This window comes from Pseudomonas sp. TE6288 (genome assembly GCF_054062095.1).
Genome location: NZ_JBSSEW010000005.1, coordinates 142,849 through 159,700, shown reverse-complemented (window position 1 = coordinate 159,700; position 16,852 = coordinate 142,849). Strand labels below are relative to the sequence as shown.

Annotated in this window: 15 protein-coding genes and 2 tRNA genes; 10 read left to right on the top strand and 7 right to left on the bottom strand. The window is 66.5% G+C overall.

Annotated elements, in window-relative coordinates; all coding sequences use genetic code 11:
* Positions 1-13: 13 nt before the first annotated feature.
* Together ACVWY1_RS06965 and ACVWY1_RS06960 are read left to right on the top strand one after the other, a co-directional pair.
* Complete coding sequence (locus tag ACVWY1_RS06965) at positions 14-706, top strand: DUF1266 domain-containing protein (protein ID WP_102681590.1); 693 nt, start codon at positions 14-16, stop codon at positions 704-706.
* The gene (locus ACVWY1_RS06960; RefSeq protein WP_457378014.1) at positions 703-3,348 is read left to right on the top strand and encodes a molecular chaperone DnaJ; all 2,646 of its coding nucleotides are present in this window, start codon (positions 703-705) and stop codon (positions 3,346-3,348) included. The genes ACVWY1_RS06965 and ACVWY1_RS06960 overlap by 4 nt, the downstream gene beginning before the upstream one ends.
* Here the strand turns inward: ACVWY1_RS06960 and ACVWY1_RS06955 are convergent.
* From ACVWY1_RS06955 to ACVWY1_RS06945, 3 genes are all read right to left on the bottom strand, one after another.
* Positions 3,342-5,048 (bottom strand): molecular chaperone HscC, encoded by a 1,707-nt coding sequence (locus tag ACVWY1_RS06955; RefSeq protein WP_457378013.1) that lies wholly within the window; start codon positions 5,046-5,048, stop codon positions 3,342-3,344. The genes ACVWY1_RS06960 and ACVWY1_RS06955 overlap by 7 nt on opposite strands.
* Positions 5,049-5,204: 156 nt before the next feature.
* Positions 5,205-5,281 (bottom strand) — tRNA-Asp (locus tag ACVWY1_RS06950).
* Between the two features lie 13 nt (positions 5,282-5,294).
* A tRNA-Val gene (locus ACVWY1_RS06945) sits at positions 5,295-5,370 on the bottom strand.
* A 216-nt stretch (positions 5,371-5,586) separates the two neighbouring features.
* Between ACVWY1_RS06945 and rdgC the strand changes: the two genes are divergently transcribed.
* Entirely contained in the window at positions 5,587-6,507 is a 921-nt protein-coding gene (gene rdgC / locus ACVWY1_RS06940) for a recombination-associated protein RdgC (protein ID WP_023631647.1), read from the top strand.
* A 4-nt stretch (positions 6,508-6,511) separates the two neighbouring features.
* Here rdgC and ACVWY1_RS06935 read toward each other — a convergent pair whose 3' ends face one another.
* Together ACVWY1_RS06935 and ACVWY1_RS06930 are read right to left on the bottom strand one after the other, a co-directional pair.
* Positions 6,512-6,964: a protein YgfX gene (locus ACVWY1_RS06935; RefSeq protein ID WP_277503058.1), complete on the bottom strand. Its 453-nt coding sequence runs from the start codon at positions 6,962-6,964 to the stop codon at positions 6,512-6,514.
* Entirely contained in the window at positions 6,948-7,202 is a 255-nt protein-coding gene (locus ACVWY1_RS06930) for an FAD assembly factor SdhE (RefSeq protein ID WP_028690159.1), read from the bottom strand. The genes ACVWY1_RS06935 and ACVWY1_RS06930 overlap by 17 nt, the downstream gene beginning before the upstream one ends.
* Positions 7,203-7,335: 133 nt before the next feature.
* Here ACVWY1_RS06930 and ygfZ point away from each other — a divergent pair, with 133 nt between their 5' ends.
* Positions 7,336-8,277: a CAF17-like 4Fe-4S cluster assembly/insertion protein YgfZ gene (ygfZ, locus tag ACVWY1_RS06925; protein ID WP_110697716.1), complete on the top strand. Its 942-nt coding sequence runs from the start codon at positions 7,336-7,338 to the stop codon at positions 8,275-8,277.
* Positions 8,278-8,332: 55 nt separating this feature from the next.
* The gene (locus tag ACVWY1_RS06920) at positions 8,333-9,139 is read left to right on the top strand and encodes an HDOD domain-containing protein (RefSeq protein WP_102681585.1); all 807 of its coding nucleotides are present in this window, start codon (positions 8,333-8,335) and stop codon (positions 9,137-9,139) included.
* 43 nt (positions 9,140-9,182) lie between these two features.
* Here ACVWY1_RS06920 and ACVWY1_RS06915 read toward each other — a convergent pair whose 3' ends face one another.
* Both ACVWY1_RS06915 and ACVWY1_RS06910 read right to left on the bottom strand, forming a co-directional pair.
* Positions 9,183-10,562 (bottom strand): sensor histidine kinase, encoded by a 1,380-nt coding sequence (locus tag ACVWY1_RS06915; protein ID WP_198755783.1) that lies wholly within the window; start codon positions 10,560-10,562, stop codon positions 9,183-9,185.
* Positions 10,555-11,226 (bottom strand): response regulator, encoded by a 672-nt coding sequence (locus tag ACVWY1_RS06910; RefSeq protein ID WP_038705540.1) that lies wholly within the window; start codon positions 11,224-11,226, stop codon positions 10,555-10,557. Before ACVWY1_RS06910 ends, ACVWY1_RS06915 begins: the two co-directional genes overlap by 8 nt.
* A gap of 200 nt (positions 11,227-11,426) precedes the next feature.
* Here ACVWY1_RS06910 and ACVWY1_RS06905 point away from each other — a divergent pair, with 200 nt between their 5' ends.
* The 5 genes from ACVWY1_RS06905 to ACVWY1_RS06885 all read left to right on the top strand — a co-directional run bounded on the left by ACVWY1_RS06905 (position 11,427) and on the right by ACVWY1_RS06885 (position 16,840).
* Complete coding sequence (locus ACVWY1_RS06905; RefSeq protein WP_457378012.1) at positions 11,427-12,716, top strand: OprD family porin; 1,290 nt, start codon at positions 11,427-11,429, stop codon at positions 12,714-12,716.
* Between the two features lie 31 nt (positions 12,717-12,747).
* Positions 12,748-13,728, top strand: a complete 981-nt coding sequence (locus tag ACVWY1_RS06900) for a Bug family tripartite tricarboxylate transporter substrate binding protein (protein ID WP_038705538.1) — start codon at positions 12,748-12,750, stop codon at positions 13,726-13,728.
* A 117-nt stretch (positions 13,729-13,845) separates the two neighbouring features.
* The gene (locus tag ACVWY1_RS06895; protein ID WP_457378011.1) at positions 13,846-14,304 is read left to right on the top strand and encodes a tripartite tricarboxylate transporter TctB family protein; all 459 of its coding nucleotides are present in this window, start codon (positions 13,846-13,848) and stop codon (positions 14,302-14,304) included.
* A gap of 3 nt (positions 14,305-14,307) precedes the next feature.
* A complete protein-coding gene (locus ACVWY1_RS06890) occupies positions 14,308-15,822 on the top strand; it encodes a tripartite tricarboxylate transporter permease (protein ID WP_110697710.1) in 1,515 nt (504 codons plus the stop codon).
* The gene (locus ACVWY1_RS06885; protein ID WP_277503054.1) at positions 15,815-16,840 is read left to right on the top strand and encodes an AbrB family transcriptional regulator; all 1,026 of its coding nucleotides are present in this window, start codon (positions 15,815-15,817) and stop codon (positions 16,838-16,840) included. Before ACVWY1_RS06890 ends, ACVWY1_RS06885 begins: the two co-directional genes overlap by 8 nt.
* The last annotated feature ends 12 nt before the right edge of the window (positions 16,841-16,852 follow it).

Below are 16,852 nucleotides of genomic sequence, written 5' to 3'. Positions count from 1 at the left end.
CCAGGACCCTTTCATGGACGAAACCGCGCAGCACTGGCTGCATGCCCTCTCCGCCCCCATGGCCGCCCTCAACGGCGCCAGCTACACCGCCCCCGACTACTTCGAAGGGGAAGACCAGACCGATCTGGAGCGCTGGTGGGGGATCAGCGACCGCGCCCAGTTGCTGGACATGCTGAACATGGCCGACAACGGCCACGCCACCGAAATGAGCGAAGCCTACTGGCAGTACCAGCGCTGCCTGCCCAGCCAGTGGCAGGCCCTGCTCGACACCTTGCCCCCACGCGAACGCATCCGCCACGAATACGCCGCCCGCACCTTCCCCGACTGTGGCCCGGGCGGCACCCGAGCCTGGGACCTGGGGCGCATGAGCTTCCTGCTGCGCGCCGGGGTCAAGAAAGGCCTGATCGACCGCGACGAAAGCCTCTACCTGCACTACCGCCTGGCGCTGCGCGCACGCCACTACTACAACCGCTGGGACTGTTACCTGGCCGGCTACCTGTTTGGCAAGGCGCTATGGAATGTCAGCGACAGCAGCGACGAGACCTTGGCCGCCGATCTCGAGCGCCAGGGCAGCGAGCACTGGAACCGCTGCATCCTGCTTAACCTGCGCCTCGGCGCCCATGAGTTGCTGGCCGGGTTGCCCTGGGACATGGACCTGCCCGAGCCGCCGCGCCCCGCCACCCTGGAAGAGGACTGCTGGTCATGAGTTGCTGGATTCGCCTGGGGATCGAACCGACCCAGGACCTGGACGCCATCCGCCTGGCCTATCGCGGCCGCCTGCCCACGCACCACCCGGAAACCGACCCGGAAGGTTTCCAGGCCCTGCGCGCGGCCTACGAGGAAGCGCTGCGCCTGGCCCGCGAGCAGGAAACCCACGAGGCCGAGCCAACGGTCGCCGAGGACACGCCACATCCGACACTGCAGCACTTCCATCGCCTGCTCGAGGAGCCGTCGCTGCGCTTCGACCCGCAAGCCTGGCAGGGCTTCATCGCCGAGCTGGACGAACTGCCACTGGACGAACTGGACGACCTCGGCTGGCAGCTGTTGCACACCCTGCGCGACTGCGGGCCGCTGTCCCATCACTGCGCGGGCCTGCTAGCCCGGCGCCTGGGCTGGGCCGACCAGTTGCTGCGCCTGGACAACCCCCACGAAGTGGAAGCCTTCCTCGACCGTCTCGCGCAGCCGGACCCCTTCGATACCGCATGCATGCGCGACTGGCCAGCCCCGGCGCAGATGGAGAGCCTGTGGTATTTCCGCAGCCTCGAGTACTGTTACCAGCACCGCCCATTGTTCGAGTATGAGCAGTTCGCCAGCGTGCATACCTGCCTGGCGATCCCGGATGACTCGGTGCTGGTACAGCGCCTGCTGGTGCAGTTCAGCCAGGCCGGCATCGCCAGCCGGACCTTCCACGGACTGCTCCAGGCACAACAGGCGCAAACCCCGGACGATGCCGACCTGCTCTACCTGCTGGCCCGCCAGGCCGATGCCCTGGGGGCCGAGCAACAAGCGCTGGACTGCTGGTTGCGGCTGTACCGCCAACACCAGCATCCACAGGCCGAGCGCTGGCTGATCGACCTCTGCGCCCGCCATCAACCCCAGCGTCTGCCCTTGCTGATCCAGGCCTTCGACTGCTTGCATACGCCAGCCGGCTGGCCCGAGAACCTCGGCGACCCGGCCCAGGCCTGGGGCAGCCCGGGGCAGTCACCGCAGACCCTGGCGCGGTGGTCCGAAGCCTCGCGCCTGAAGCTGGACGGCATCGCCAGCACCTTCGTCGACTGGCATCTGGACGGTGACGACGAATTGCCGCTGCTGGCCTGGCTGCTGCAGGAGCAGCCGGAGCACAATCTGCACCGCTTGTATTGGCATGCCTGGGCCCTGCAGCGCGGCGAGGCCGGTTTGCTGCGCCTGGTCCTCGCCCAGCCACCGGCCGAGGACGCCCTCGACGCGCTGATCCTCGAGGGCTTCCAGCGCCAGGCGAGCCAGCAGTTGCATTGGCTCGATCAGGCTCCCGTGGTCCAGGCGCTGACGCAACTCAGCGCCAGCGATGATCCGGCGGCTACCTTGCCCGAGGCCCTGACCGAGGATGCCATTCGCCCGGTCTGCCGTGAATGGCTGCGGCGCATGCGGGTCTATCCGGCCCATGCCCTGCACACGCTCAACCGTCAGTTCGACATGCGCCGCCTGTTCACCACCCCGTTCGGCCTGCAACTGCAAGACCGCCTGGCCGAAGCCGGAGTTCTGTTACCTTCGATGCCCGAGGGCGAGGCACTGTGGCAGTGGCACCGCCAGCAGCTGTTCATGCTGGCCCTGCTGGAGCAACCTTCACGTTGGCTGGCACTGATCGATCCGGCCTTGCCCGGGCAGTTGCACTACCCGGCCGAGCATCCGTTCGCTCCGACACACGCCCTGCTCTGTCAACTGCTGACCAGCCCCGAAGGCGCCAGTGGACTGCTCGGCAGCCTGGATATCCGCGATCCGGTACAAGCCCTGATCTCGGCACGCCTGCTGACCTTGCAGCAGGCGCTCAACAGCACGCGCCTGCCCAACGCCGTGCAACTGCTCGCTTGCCTGGACAACGACGACGGCGGACTGCGTACCGATTATCCGCTGGGCTACCTGCTGTTCTGCGCAGTGCTGCACCATGATCCGTCGCTGGACGAACCACAGCGCTGCGCGTTGCGCGACCGCATGCAGGCGCTGGACCTGCAAGACGACTGGTTCGAAGCGCTGCGCCGGGGGCTGCTGAACGGCCAGGCCAAGCATCCGCCGGCTGCCGCGGTACGCGCGCAAGGCCTCGACAGCCGCACGGTCGACGACGTACTGGATGCGCTGCACCGCCTGCTGAACACTTGCACCCCACCCAAGACCCGGCTGCTGCGCGCCCTGCAAAAGGTCAAGGACGACCCGGAACAGGACCCCGGCCTGCGCTGCGCGATCATGGCCGTGCTGTCATGGAGCGAACGCCTGCTGTTGGACATGATCAAGGAACCGCCGGCGCCGATGTGGGCGTTCTGGAAGCTCAAGAGTCGACTGAACCGTACGGGCCTGGCCGTGCACGTGGCAATCATCGCCTTGGGCGCCAGCCTGATGCTCCATATCCCGGCGATGTTGGTGGTGATCAGCGTCTTGTCGATCAGCGGCTTCCTGCGTCGCCTGCGCGACCTCGGCCACGGCGTGCCGGCACTGCTGCTGGTGATGGTGCTGACCCGCGTGCTGCCGTTCTCGTCACTGGTGCTGCTGGGCCTGCCCGGCGACAAGCTGCCAAACCGTTACGGCCCGGTACCCGGCAAAGGGCAGCCGCTGGAAGGCGGCCTGCAGGCCACCCTGCGCCGGCTCAACGCTCAGTAACGCAGCTCGTCGAGCGCCTGGCACAATGCCTGGCGCTCACGGCTGATCTCGCCGGCCTGCTGCCCGGCCAGCACGGCATTGAAGGCGTCCAGCCAGCTGCCGATCAGCTCGCGCTCGTCGCCCAGGCTCTGCATCCAGGCTCGCTCCAGGCGGGCCAGCAAAGTGCGGTTGGGCAGCGTGTCACGTGGGTGGATCTTCAATTTTGCCAGGCGTTCCTCACTGGCCTGGCGTGCCTGCGCATCCAGCCCGGTGGGGCTGCGGTCGATACTGTGGCTGTGCTTCTGGCCGCTCTCGAGGAAGGTCACGTCCACTTCCAGCAGGCCGTTGATGTCGTAGCTGAAGCGCACGTCCAGCGACTGGATCTCGCCGGTCGGCTGCAACGGAATCTCGAAACTGTCCACCAGGATGTTGTCCCGCACCCATGGCCGCTCGCCCTGGTACACGGCGATGCGCACGAACTTCTGTTCCGGGTGGCTGCTGTAGAAACGCTGCACCTTGGACGTGGGGATGATCGTATTGCGCTCGATGATCGGCGAGAAGGCACCAGTGACATCCTCGCCCCGGGACGAGGCCACGCCAAGGGTGTAGGGGCAGACATCGGTCAGGATCAGTTCGTCGATGGCCGCGTCGCGGGCCTTGCACGCCGCCTGACTGGCGGCGCCGAGGGCAACGATGGTATCCGGGTCCAGGTGCCGGTACGGCAGGCGCCCAAACAGCTTGGCCACCAGTTGCTGCACCTGCGGCATGCGCGTGGCGCCGCCGACCAGCACCAGGCTGTCCAGCTCGCGCGGGCTCAAGCGGGCATCACGCAGGGCCTGTTCGATGGGAGTGCGTACCCGTGCCAGCAAGGGCGCCCAGATCGCCTGCAGCTTCTGGTCGTCCAGCTGCCACTCGCGGGGCTGGCCATCCATGCTCCAGGCAAAGGTGCGACTGCCCTCGCCCACTTCGCACTTGAGCTGCTCGATGGCGTCGTGCAGGCTGGCCAGGGCCTGGGGCTCCAGGTCTTCGGCCTTGAGACTCCAGTCACGCAGGCAGGCCTGCAGCAGCGCCTCGGTGAAATCCTCGCCGCCCAGGTAGTTGTCTCCGGTAGAGGCATGCACCTCGATCAACGGCAGGGCGTACTCCAGTACCGTGACGTCGAAGGTGCCACCGCCCAGGTCGAACACCAGGGTGCGCTCGAACTTCTGCTCATGCAGGCCGTAGGCCATCGCGGCGGCGGTGGGTTCGTTGATCAGCCGCTGGACCTTGAGCCCGGCCAGTTCGGCCGCGAACACCGTGCGTTTGCGCTGCTCGTCGCTGAAATAGGCCGGCACCGAGATCACCGCCTCGCTCACCGGGCAGCCCAGATAGGCCTCGGCGTCCTGCTTGAGCGAACCCAGCACCAGCGCCGACAGCTCTTCAGGGGTGAAACGGTGTTCGCCCAGGGCGTAACGCTTGTCGCTGCCCATGAAGCGCTTGAACGCCGCGGCGGTACGTTGAGGGTGCGTGGTCAGGCGCGCCCGGGCGGCCTGGCCGACGAGGATGCTGCCATCGTCATCGACGCTGACCACCGACGGCGTCAGCACCTCGCCCAGGGCATTGGCGATCAGCCGCGCTTCGCCATCCTGCCAGACGGCGATCAGGCTGTTGGTGGTACCCAGGTCGATTCCCAGCAAGGGAGTGGTGTGTGTCGGAGCGGGAGAGAGGCTGGCATCCTGCATGGTCGGTCTCTTGCTTGCGGTAGGAACCGGCGCAAGGCCTGCTGGCCAGTTGCGGCGGACAGGGGATTCTGACGCAACGCCAGAAACAAAAAAAGCGACCCTAAGGTCGCTTTCTCTGTTGCTTCCGGGTGTTCAGTGGGCCCTGGAAGCTTAATATGGCGCGGCGGACGGGACTCGAACCCGCGACCCCCGGCGTGACAGGCCGGTATTCTAACCGACTGAACTACCGCCGCGCTATACATCGAGTGGTGGGTGATGACGGGATCGAACCGCCGACCCTCTGCTTGTAAGGCAGATGCTCTCCCGGCTGAGCTAATCACCCTTCGTCTCGGTGTGGCGCGCATTCTACGGAGGACCTCCTACCCTGGCAAGCACTTTTTTCAAAATATTTGAAAAAAATTTCCAGGCCTTTCAAAGACCTAGCCGCGCCGCGATTTTCTTCCTCTATATAGGACTGCTGGCCCTCTGACAGGGTTGGCCTGGAACCGTCGCTCGGAGAATAATGCCCGCCTTATGTATTAAGGAGAGATTCCCCCTCATGTGGTTCAAGAACCTGCTGTCCTATCGCCTGACCCAGGAAGTACCGTTCGAGGCCGAGGCCCTGGAGGCCGCCCTGGCCAGCAAGCCGGCCCGCCCCTGCGCCAGCCAGGAACTGACCACCTACGGTTTCGTCGCACCGTTCGGCAAGGGCGAGGATGCCCCCCTGGTTCACGTCAGTGGCGAATTCATGCTGATCGCCGCACGTAAAGAAGAGCGCATCCTGCCCAGCAGCGTGGTCAACGACGCGGTCAAGGAGAAGGTCGAGGAGATCGAGGCCGAGCAGATGCGCAAGGTCTACAAGAAGGAACGCGACCAGATCAAGGACGAGATCATCCAGGCCTTCCTGCCGCGCGCTTTCATTCGTCGTTCGATGATCTTCGCCGCCATCGCCCCGCGCCTGGGCATGATCCTGGTCAACTCGGCCAGCGCCAAGCGCGCCGAGGACCTGCTGTCGACCCTGCGTGAAGTGATCGGTTCGCTGCCGGTGCGCCCGGCCACCGTGAAGATCGCGCCAAGCGCGACCATGACCGACTGGGTCAAGTCGCAACAGGCCGCCGAAGGTTTCTACGTCCTCGACGAATGCGAACTGCGCGACACCGCCGAAGACGGTGGCATCGTGCGCTGCAAGCGTCAGGACCTGACCGGCGAGGAAATCCAGCTGCACCTGAGCACCGGCAAGGTGGTCACCCAACTGGCCCTGGCCTGGCAGGACAAACTGTCGTTCGTGCTCGACGACAAGATGGTGATCAAGCGCCTGAAGTTCGAGGAACTGCTGCAAGAGCAGGCCGAGCAGGACGGTGGTGACGAGGCCCAGCAACAGTTCGACGCCAGCTTCCTGCTGATGATGATGACCTTCACCGAGTTCCTGCCGGTGCTGTTCGAAGCACTCGGCGGCGAAGAGATCCCGCAGGGGGTCTGACCCTTCAGGCCGGCGCGGCCCAGCGGCGCCGGCTGAACTTCAGCCGCACCCGCAGCCTTCGATGCTGTTCCTGCGCCAGGGCGTCCTTGGGGATGCACTGGCTCTGGCTGAACCATTGCCCCTTGCGCACGAAGCGCAGCACTACCACCGCGGGCAAGGCAACGCTGTCACGGCACAGGCGCACCGGTTGCCAACCCCGGGCACGACTGTATATATGCCAGCCACGCGGCTCACGACGCAGGCCGGTGACGGCGCCAGGGTGGGACAGCAGGATCCGGCGGGGGATGGCCCAACAGGCGTGGGCGAGACAGGCAATGACCAGCAGGCCCTTTGGCCAACCGGGCAACGCGACCACAACGCTGGCGATGAGCGCCAGCGCCTGGCAGGCGAGATAGGCCGTCAGCAGCAGGCGCGAGCCCTGCCAACGGCACTCGAATGCTTCACTTGGGCTGGACACGGTCCAGGATGATGCGGACCATGCGCTGCAACTCCGGATCTTCGGACTCGCTGCGCTCCATGAACCAGCCGAACATGTCCTGGTCCTCGCAGGTCAGCAGGCGACGGTACAGCTCGCGGTCCGCTTCGCTCAGGCTCGGGTAGACCTCCTGGGTGAACGGTACCAGCAGCACGTCCAGTTCCAGCATGCCGCGACGGCTGTGCCAGAAAAGCCGATTGAGTTCAGTTTGTTCGACCATGGGGCCCTCCTCGAATGGTCGCGCAGTATACCGCGCAGCGAATGAAGCGGCACAAGGCGTTGGTCTACTCACCTACCTATTTTGTTACCGGCGTTCTATGATGGCCGCCAGTCTTTAGCTACCGCGATGACCCATGGCCGATTCCGCTTTCTTCTGTTCCCTCTCCCATGAGGGCATCCTCGCCGTCCGCGGCTCCGACGCCGGCAAGTTCCTGCAGGGTCAACTGACCTGCAATATCAGCTACCTCAGCGAAGCCCATGCGAGCCTCGGTGCCCGCTGCATGGTCAAGGGCCGCATGCAGTCTAGTTTCCGTATCCTGCCCGAGGGCAATGGCTACCTGCTGGCCATGGCCAGCGAGCTGCTCGAGGCGCAACTGGCCGACCTGAAGAAGTACGCGGTGTTCTCCAAGGCCACGCTGAGCGACGACAGCGCCGCCTGGGTGCGCTTCGGCCTGCAGCACGGCGACGCGGCCCTGCAGGCGCTGAGCCTGAGCGTGGCGGACGAGGCCGGCGCGACCGCACGTCATGATGGCCTGATCGCCATCCGCGCCTCGGCCGGGCGGGTCGAATTGTGGGCGCCTGCCGACCGGGCCAGCGCCGTGCGCGGGACGCTCGCCGCCGCGCTGCCAGAGGGCACGCTCAACGACTGGCTGCTTGGCCAGGTGCGCGCCGGCATCGGCCAGGTCATGGGCCCGACCCGCGAGCTGTTCATCCCGCAGATGATCAACCTGCAGGCCGTCGATGGCGTGAGCTTCAAGAAGGGTTGCTACACCGGCCAGGAGATCGTCGCCCGCATGCAGTACCTGGGCAAGCTCAAACGCCGCCAGTATCGCCTGGCGCTGGCCGAGACAGCGGTACCCGAGCCGGGCGCCGAGATCTTCTCGCCGACACACGGCTCGTCGGTCGGAGAGGTGGTGATCGCTGCCAGCACCGGCAGCGCCGTCGAACTGTTGGCCGTGCTCAGCGCCGATGCCGTGGCGGACGACAACCTGCACTTGGGCAGCCTGGAAGGCCCGCGCCTGACGCTGCTCGACCTGCCTTACGAACTGGACCGCGACCGGGAAATCCAGCGCTGACCAGCCCGCCCCGGCGTTACGCCGGGGCTGCACCACCTTTGCCGTAGAGAAGTCCATGAACAAGCTGGCCGAGAAGGTCCAAGCGCAATTGCTCGCCGCCATCGACCGGGACGACCTGGTCCTGCCGACGCTTCCGGAAGTCGCCCTGAGCATTCGCGAAGCCGCCGAAGACAGCGAGATCAGCGTGTCCGCCTTGAGCAAGGTGATCGGCCGCGACGCCGCCCTGTCGGCACGCCTGATCAAGGTGGTCAACAGCCCGTTGCTGCGCGCCGCCGTCGAAGTCACCGACCTGCACACCGCGATCACGCGCCTGGGCATCAACTACAGCTGCAACCTGGCCATCGGCCTGGTGATCGAGCAGATCTTCCATGCCCGCGCCCCGGCTGTTGAACACAAGCTGCGTGATATCTGGGCCAACAGCCTGGATGTGGCAGGCATCAGCTATGAACTGTGCCGACGCTACACCCAGCTCAAGCCCGACCAGGCCACCCTCGGCGGCCTGGTGCACCAAATCGGCGCGTTGCCGGTGCTGATCTATGCCGAGGAGCACAACGAGTTGCTCTCCGACCCGATCTGCCTGCATTTCGTGATCGAACAGATCCAGCCGGTGCTGGGCGACAAGATTCTTAGCGCCTGGGAGTTTCCCGAGCAACTGGTCAGCCTGCCCAGCCAGGTGCAGGACCTGGACCGGCGCACCGACCAGATCGACTACATCGATATCGTCCAGATCGCCCGCTGCATCTGCCAGCGCGAGCGCATCCGGCCACTGGCCGCCCTGCCCGCCTACCGGCATCTGGGGCTGCCCTATGGCACCGAGCTGGATATCGCCGAACTGCTGGATGCGCGGAGCATGTTGCGCTGAATCGACAGGGCTGATCGCGGGACAACCCCCGCGATAGCCGACATCAATCCGCGATAAAACTCACCCGCACCTTCAACCCGCCGCGCTCGCCGTCATGCAGGCTGATCTGCGCCAGGTGCGCCCGGCAGATCTCGCCGACGATGGCCAGCCCCAGCCCGCTGCCCTGGGCGCTGCGCCGGTAGAAGCGCTCGAACACCCGCTCACGCTCATCCTGCGGAATCCCTGGCCCATCGTCCTCGACTTCAAGTACCGCCGGCGCCAGCACCCGCAGCACGACGTCACCGCCTGGCGGGGTGTGGGCCAGGGCATTGTCCACCAGGTTGCTGAGCAGCTCGTTGAGCAAGGTCGGCTCGCCCTTGAGCCATACCGGCGCCTCGGCCTCCAGCGCCAGGGCAACGCCGCGGGCATGAGCCAGCGGCGCCATGGCCATGCCCAGCTCGCGGGCCAGCTGGCTCAGGTCCAGGCGTTGCGCACCGCCCTCGGCGATGGCCCGGGCGCCATTCTCCACCCGCGCCAATGACAGCAACTGGTTGGCCAGGTGGGTGAGCCGGTCCGTGCCCAGGGCTGCCGCCTCCAGGGTCTTTCGCCACTCCTGCGCCTCCCGTGAACGCAGGCCCAGCTCGACCCGCGCCTTGAGCGCCGCCAGCGGCGTGCGCAGCTCATGGGCGGCATCGGCGATGAACTGCGCCTGGCGCTCGAACTGGCCACGCAGCCGCTCGGTGAAATGGTTGAGGGCACGCACCAGCGGCCCCAGTTCGCGCTGCACCTGTACCACCGGCAAGGCGCGCAGGTCGTCCGGCTGGCGCTCTTCCACCGCCGTGCGCAAGCGCTCCAGGGGACGCAGGGCGGCGCTCACCGCGAACCACACCATCATCAGCGCGCCGAAGGCCAGCATCCCCAGGCGCAGCAGGGTGTCGGCCATCAGCCCGCGGGCCATGCGCACCCGCGCCTCCTCGGTCTCGGCCACGCGAATCTCGGCCATGCCGTTCATGTTCGGTTCGCTCACCGCCTTGAGCAGGCTGACCACACGCACGTCCTGACCCAGGTAGGTGGCGTTGTAGAAACGCGCCAGTGCCGGATAGTCGTCGGTGCGCGGCGTGCCCGGCGGTGGCGGGGGCAGGTGCTCGTAGCCGGAGATGAGCTTCTGGTGGATGTCCAGCACCTGATAGTAGATGCGCCCGGCGCTGTCATAGGCGAAGGTGTCCAGGGCCACGTAGGGCACATCGGCGCTGAGGGTGCCGTCGCGCTGCGACAGGCCGGCAGCGATGGTCCGCGCCGACGCCAGCAGGGTCCGGTCATAGGCGGTGTCGGCGGCTTCGCGGCCATTCCAGTAAGCGCTCAGGCCGCTGGCCAGCATCAGCACCACCAGCAGCAACGCCAGGTTGCCCAGCAGGCGCCCGCGCAGGCTGCCGTTGTCACGCATCGCGGTGCTCGAGCAGGTAGCCCAGGCCACGGAAGGTGACGATGGCCACCGGGTGACCGTCGAGCTTCTTGCGCAGGCGGTGAATGTAGATCTCGATGGCGTCGGGGCTGGCCTCCTCGTCGAGGCCGAACACCTGGGCCGCCAGCTGCTCCTTGCTCATCACCCGGCCAGGGCGGGCAATCAGCGCCTCGAGCACGCTCTGTTCGCGCTGGGTCAGGGTCAGCGGCTCGCCATCCAGGCCGAAGCGCCGGGTATCCAGGTCATAGACCAGCGGGCCGCAACGCTGCTGGCGCTCGCCGCCGAGCACGCTGCGCCGCAGCAAGGCCTTGACCCTTGCTTCCAGCTCGGTCAGCTCGAAGGGTTTGGCCAGGTAGTCGTCAGCACCGAGGTTCAATCCATGCACCCGGTCCTTCACATCGCTGCGGGCGGTGAGCATCAGCACCGGCAAGGTCTTGCCGCGCCCGCGCAAACGCGCCAGCACCTCGAAGCCGTCCATGCGCGGCAGGCCGACATCCAGCACCGCCACGGCATAGTCCTCGCTGGCCAGGGCCAGGTCGGCGGCCACGCCGTCATGCAGCACGTCCACGGTCAGGCCCTGGCTCTTGAGGGCCTGGGCCACGCTTTCGGCCAGTTGCAGGTGGTCTTCGACCAGCAGCACACGCATCGGATTCTCCCTGTTCGGGTGGGCTTTTTGCGCGGAGTGTACCGCCGTGGCGAGTGCTGTGAAGCCCTCGCAACAAACCTTTCACGCTGAAAGGTTAGCGAAAGGTTGGTTACCTAGCATCGCACCACGGCTGCCCCGCGCGCCGCAAAAAGCACCAGCAAGGTGCAAACACATAAGAACAATAAATGGAGTCACCGACGATGCTGTCCATGCAGCCGCAGGCGTTCTCGCCTACCCGTTCGCTCGCCGCCCGACCTTCCGCCCTCGCCAGCGCCTTCGCCCTTGCCGGTGTCGCGCCCATGAGCCAGGCCGCCTTCTTCGAAGACAGCACGGCCACCTTCGAAACCCGCAACATGTACTTCAACCGCGACTTCCGCGACGGCACCAGCGCGCAGCAATCCAAACGCGACGAATGGGCCCAGGGTTTCATGCTCAACTTCGAGTCCGGCTATACCGAAGGCACCGTGGGCTTCGGCCTGGACGCGCTGGGCATGCTCGGGGTCAAGCTCGACTCCAGCAAGGACCGCACCGACACCGGCCTGCTGCCGACCCACGACAACGGCAAGGCTGCCGACGAATACTCCAAGCTCGGCCTGACCGGCAAGGTCAAGGTCTCGCAGACCGAACTGAAGGTCGGCACGCTGATCCCCGAGCTGCCCACGCTGCAGCCCAACGACGGGCGCATCCTGCCGCAGACCTTCGAAGGCGGCCTGGTCACCTCGAAGGAGATCAAAGGCCTGACCTTCACCGGCGCCCGCCTGGAAAAAGCCAAGGACCGCAACGACACCAACTGGGAAGACCTGGCCCTCAACAACAAGAACAGTCGCTTCGGCGGCACTTTCAGCGCCGACCATTTCGACACCGGCGGCCTGGACTACCAGTTTACCGACCGCATCACCGGCAGCTACCACTTCGCCCAGCTCGACGACATCTACCGCCAGCACTTCATCGGCATGCTCGCCACCCAGCCGTGGGGCCCGGGCACCCTGGGCGCCGACCTGCGCCTGGCGATCAGCGACGATGCCGGCGCGGCCAAGGCCGGCAAGATCGACAACACCACCTTCAACGGCATGCTCAGCTACACCCTGGGCGGGCACAAGGTCAGCGGCGCCTGGCAGCAGCTCACAGGCGACAGCGCCTTCCCCTACGTCGACGGCGCCGACCCCTACCTGGTCAACTTCGTCCAGATCAATGACTTCGCAGGTGCCGACGAGCGCTCCTGGCAGGCACGCTACGACTACAACTTCGCCGCCCTCGGCATCCCCGGCCTGACCTTCATGACCCGCTACATCAGCGGCGACAACGTCAGCCGCGCCGCCGGCGGCGAGGGCAAGGAGTGGGAACGCAACACCGAACTGAAGTACGTGGTACAAAGCGGCCCGTTGAAAAACGTCGCCGTGCGCCTGCGCAACGCCACCTTCCGCTCCAACTTCGCCCGCGACGCGGACGAGGTACGGCTGCTGGTGAGCTACAGCGTGGCTCTGTGGTAACCCATAACAACAACGCTCACGGAGATAGACGATGACATTTTCACTGCGCCGCCTCGTCCTGGCCACCGGCTGCCTGCTGCTGGCCGGCAACGCCCTGGCCGCCGAACCCAAACGCCCCGAATGCATCGCGCCGGCCTCGCCCGGCGGCGGTTTCGACCTGACCTGCAAGCTGGTGCAGAGCGCCCTGGTCAACGAGAAGATCCTCAGCAAGCCCATGCGCGTGACCTACATGCCCGGCGGCGTCGGCGCGGTAGCCTACAACGCCGTGGTCGCCCAGCGGCCAGGCGATGCCGGCACCCTGGTGGCCTGGTCCAGCGGTTCGCTGCTGAACCTGGCCCAGGGCAAGTTCGGCCGCTTCGACGAGAACGCAGTGAAATGGCTGGCGGCGGTCGGCACCAGCTATGGCGCCATCGCGGTGAAGAGCGACTCGCCCTACAAGACCCTCGATGACCTGGTCGCGGCCCTGAAGAAGGACCCGAGCAAAGTGGTGATCGGCTCCGGCGGCACCGTCGGCAGCCAGGACTGGATGCAGACCGCGCTGATCGCCAAGGCCGCCGGCATCAACCCGCGCGACCTGCGCTACGTGGCCCTGGAAGGCGGCGGCGAGATCGCCACCGCGCTGCTCGGCGGGCACATCCAGGTGGGTTCCACCGATATTTCCGACTCCATGCCGCACATCCAGAGCGGCAACATGCGCATCCTCGCGGTGTTCTCCGAGAACCGCCTGGACGAGCCGGAGATGAAAGACATCCCCACCGCCAAGGAGCAGGGCTACGACATCGTCTGGCCGGTGGTGCGCGGCTTCTACCTGGGGCCGAAGGTCAGCGACGAGGACTACGCCTGGTGGAAGGCCTCGTTCGACAAGCTGCTGGCCTCCGAGGACTTCGCCAAGCTGCGTGACCAGCGCGAACTGTTCCCGTTCGCCATGACCGGCGAAGAGCTGGACGGCTATGTGAAGAAGCAGGTGGCGGACTACAAGGCATTGGCCCGTGAGTTCGGGTTGATCCAGTAAGCATCGACCCCGTGGGAGCGGGGGGGGGGGGGGGGGGGGGGGCCCCCCCCCCCCCCCCCCCGGCCCCCCCCCCCCCCCCCCCCCACGCCCCGCTCTTCGACCATGAGGATTTATTCCATGATCCTGCAACGCCTCTTCGCCCTCGTCCTGCTGGCGCTGTGCGCCGTGCTGGCCGTGATGGCCTGGCCCTACCAGGCCGCCTTCTCCTACGAACCGGTGGGCCCACGCGCCTACCCGCTGCTGATGCTCAGCCTGATGAGCCTGGGCCTGCTGTACCTGGCCATTCGCCCTACGCCGATCGTGCGCAAGGACGACGAACCGGAACTGGACCGCGAGACCCTGATCAAGATCGCCGCCTGCGTCGGCCTGCTGATCGTCTTCGCCGCCACCTTCGAGGCGCTGGGCTTCATCCTCAGCGCCATCCTGGTCGGCCTGCCCATGGCCCGCCTGTACGGTGGCCGCTGGCTGCACAGCGCCATCGTGGTGGTGGGCATGAGCATCTTCCTCTATTGGTTGTTCGACCGGGTGATGGACGTCCCCCTGCCCCTCGGCCTGCTCGACGTACTGGAGAACTGACACATGGATACCTTGAGCTACCTGGGCCAGGGCTTCGGCGTCGCCCTGAGCCCGTACAACCTGGTCACCGCCCTGACCGGCACCCTGATCGGCACCGTGGTCGGCCTGCTGCCGGGCCTGGGCCCGATCAACGGCGTGGCCCTGCTGATCCCCATCGCCTTCGCCCTCGGCCTGCCGCCGGAGTCGGCGCTGATCCTGCTGGCCGCGGTGTACCTGGGCTGCGAGTACGGCGGACGGATCAGCTCGATCCTGCTGAACATACCGGGCGAAGCCTCCACCGTGATGACCACCCTCGACGGCTACCCCATGGCCCGCCAGGGCCTGGCCGGCGTGGCCCTGTCGCTGTCGGCCTGGAGCTCGTTCATCGGTGCCCTCATCGCCACCTGCGGCATGGTGCTGTTCGCCCCGCTGCTGGCGAAATGGGCGATCGCCTTCGGTCCGGCGGAGTACTTCGTGCTGATGGTGTTCGCCATCGTCGCCCTCGGCGGCATGGCCGGCGACAAACCGCTGAAGACGTTCATCGCCGCGCTGATCGGCCTGTTCCTCTCGGCGGTGGGCATCGACGCCAACAGCGGCGTGTACCGCTTCACCGGTGACAGCGTGCACCTGGCCGACGGCATCCAGTTCGTGGTGCTGGTGCTGGGGCTGTTCTCGATCAGCGAGATCCTCCTGCTGCTGGAGAAGACCCACCATGGCCATGTGGCGGTCAAGGCCACCGGGCGCATGCTGTTCAACTTCAAGGAAGCGGCCTCGGTATTCTTCGTCAACGTTCGTTGCGGCCTGCTCGGCTTCTTCATGGGCGTGTTGCCGGGCGCTGGCGCGACGCTGGCCAGTGCCGTGGCGTACATGACCGAGAAACGCATCGCCGGCGACAAAGGCAAGTTCGGCAAGGGCGACGCACGTGGCCTGGCAGCCCCGGAAACCGCCATCGGCGCCTCCTGCTGCGGCGCCCTGGTACCGATGCTGACCCTGGGCGTGCCAGGCTCGGGCACCACCGCGGTGATGATCGGCGCCCTGACGCTGTACAACATCACCCCCGGCCCGCTGTTGTTCGAACAGCAACCGGACATCGTCTGGGGCCTGATCGCCTCGCTGTTCATCGCCAACATCATGCTGGTGGTCCTGAACATCCCGATGATCCGCATCTTCACCCGCATCCTCGCCGTGCCGAACTGGGCACTGGTGCCGGTGATCGCGATCATCACCGCGATCGGCGTGTATGCGGTGCATGCCACCACCTTCGACCTGTTCCTGATGGTCGGCATCGGCATCATGGGCTACATCCTGCGCAAGCTGGACTTCCCGCTGTCGCCGATCCTGCTGGGCTTCATCCTCGGCGGCTTGATGGAACAGAACCTGCGCCGCGCGCTGTCGATCTCCAACGGCGAACTGGGCATCCTCTGGTCGAGCCCGATCAGCATGGGCGTGTGGGTGCTGGTGGTGTGCATGCTGAGCCTGCCGCTGCTGCGCAGCTGGCGCAAACGGGCCCTGCAGCGCCGGGCCATGGCCGATGCCTGATCGGTCGTTGCCACTGTTCTGGGCCACCGGGCTGGTCGGCCTTGCTGGCGGTTTTGCCGCCAGCCAGGTCGGCTGGCCCTTGCCGTGGATGGTCGGCTCGTTGCTGGCGATCATCCTGGTGCGCTGCCTGACCCCCTGGCAGCTCAGTGAAATCCCCAATGGCCGCAAATGCGGGCAGTGGATCATCGGCATCGGCATCGGCCTGCACTTCACCCCGGCGGTGATCGAACAGGTGGCCAGCCATTTCGCGCTGATCTTCTTCGGCGCGCTGTTCACCACCCTCTCCAGCGTGATCAGCGTGTGGCTGCTGCGGCGCACCGGTGAAGACCGGGCGACGGCGTTCTTCGCCAGCATGCCGGGCGGCTCGGGCGAGATGGTCAACCTCGGCGCGCGCAATGGCGCGGTGCTCAGCCAGGTGGCCGCGGCGCAGAGCCTGCGGGTGCTGGCGGTGGTGCTGTGCGTGCCGGCGCTGTTCAAGCTGCTGCTGGGCGATGGCGTGCCGCTGAACCATGCCGGCAGCGTGAGCTGGGGCTGGCTGGCGTTGATCGCGCCGTTAGGGGTGCTCATGGCACTGCTGTGGCAACGCCTGCGCCAACCCAACCCCTGGCTGTTCGGGCCGTTGCTGGTGGCTGCCGGCGCAAGCCTGGCGGGTAACCTGCAGATCGGCCTGCCCAACGGCGCCAGCCAGATCGGCCAGTGGTTGATCGGCAGTGGCCTGGCCTGCCACTTCAACCGCGCGTTCTTCCGCCGGGCGCCGTCGTTCCTGGGGCGCACCCTGCTGGCCACGGCGTTGTGCATGTTGATCGCCGCCGGCGCGGCCTGGGCGCTGAGCCTGCTGACGCACCTGGACCTGCGCTCGCTGACGCTGGGCATGATGCCCGGGGGCATCGCCGAGATGAGCCTGACGGCCGAGACCTTGCAACTGTCGGTGCCGCTGGTAACGGCGCTGCAGGTGATGCGCTTGCTGTTCGTGCTGTTCCTGGCCGAGCCGTTGTTCCGGCAGTGGGCCAGGCTCTGAGCAGGAAGGGCC

Coding starts and splice junctions, on each gene's coding strand:
- ACVWY1_RS06965 (WP_102681590.1), top strand. CDS start 14: ATGGACGAAACCGCGCAGCACTGGCTGCATGCCCTCTCCGCCCCCATG.
- ACVWY1_RS06960 (WP_457378014.1), top strand. CDS start 703: ATGAGTTGCTGGATTCGCCTGGGGATCGAACCGACCCAGGACCTGGAC.
- ACVWY1_RS06955 (WP_457378013.1), bottom strand. CDS start 5,048: ATGCAGGATGCCAGCCTCTCTCCCGCTCCGACACACACCACTCCCTTG.
- rdgC (WP_023631647.1), top strand. CDS start 5,587: ATGTGGTTCAAGAACCTGCTGTCCTATCGCCTGACCCAGGAAGTACCG.
- ACVWY1_RS06930 (WP_028690159.1), bottom strand. CDS start 7,202: ATGGTCGAACAAACTGAACTCAATCGGCTTTTCTGGCACAGCCGTCGC.
- ygfZ (WP_110697716.1), top strand. CDS start 7,336: ATGGCCGATTCCGCTTTCTTCTGTTCCCTCTCCCATGAGGGCATCCTC.
- ACVWY1_RS06920 (WP_102681585.1), top strand. CDS start 8,333: ATGAACAAGCTGGCCGAGAAGGTCCAAGCGCAATTGCTCGCCGCCATC.
- ACVWY1_RS06915 (WP_198755783.1), bottom strand. CDS start 10,562: ATGCGTGACAACGGCAGCCTGCGCGGGCGCCTGCTGGGCAACCTGGCG.
- ACVWY1_RS06910 (WP_038705540.1), bottom strand. CDS start 11,226: ATGCGTGTGCTGCTGGTCGAAGACCACCTGCAACTGGCCGAAAGCGTG.
- ACVWY1_RS06905 (WP_457378012.1), top strand. CDS start 11,427: ATGCTGTCCATGCAGCCGCAGGCGTTCTCGCCTACCCGTTCGCTCGCC.
- ACVWY1_RS06900 (WP_038705538.1), top strand. CDS start 12,748: ATGACATTTTCACTGCGCCGCCTCGTCCTGGCCACCGGCTGCCTGCTG.
- ACVWY1_RS06895 (WP_457378011.1), top strand. CDS start 13,846: ATGATCCTGCAACGCCTCTTCGCCCTCGTCCTGCTGGCGCTGTGCGCC.
- ACVWY1_RS06890 (WP_110697710.1), top strand. CDS start 14,308: ATGGATACCTTGAGCTACCTGGGCCAGGGCTTCGGCGTCGCCCTGAGC.
- ACVWY1_RS06885 (WP_277503054.1), top strand. CDS start 15,815: ATGCCTGATCGGTCGTTGCCACTGTTCTGGGCCACCGGGCTGGTCGGC.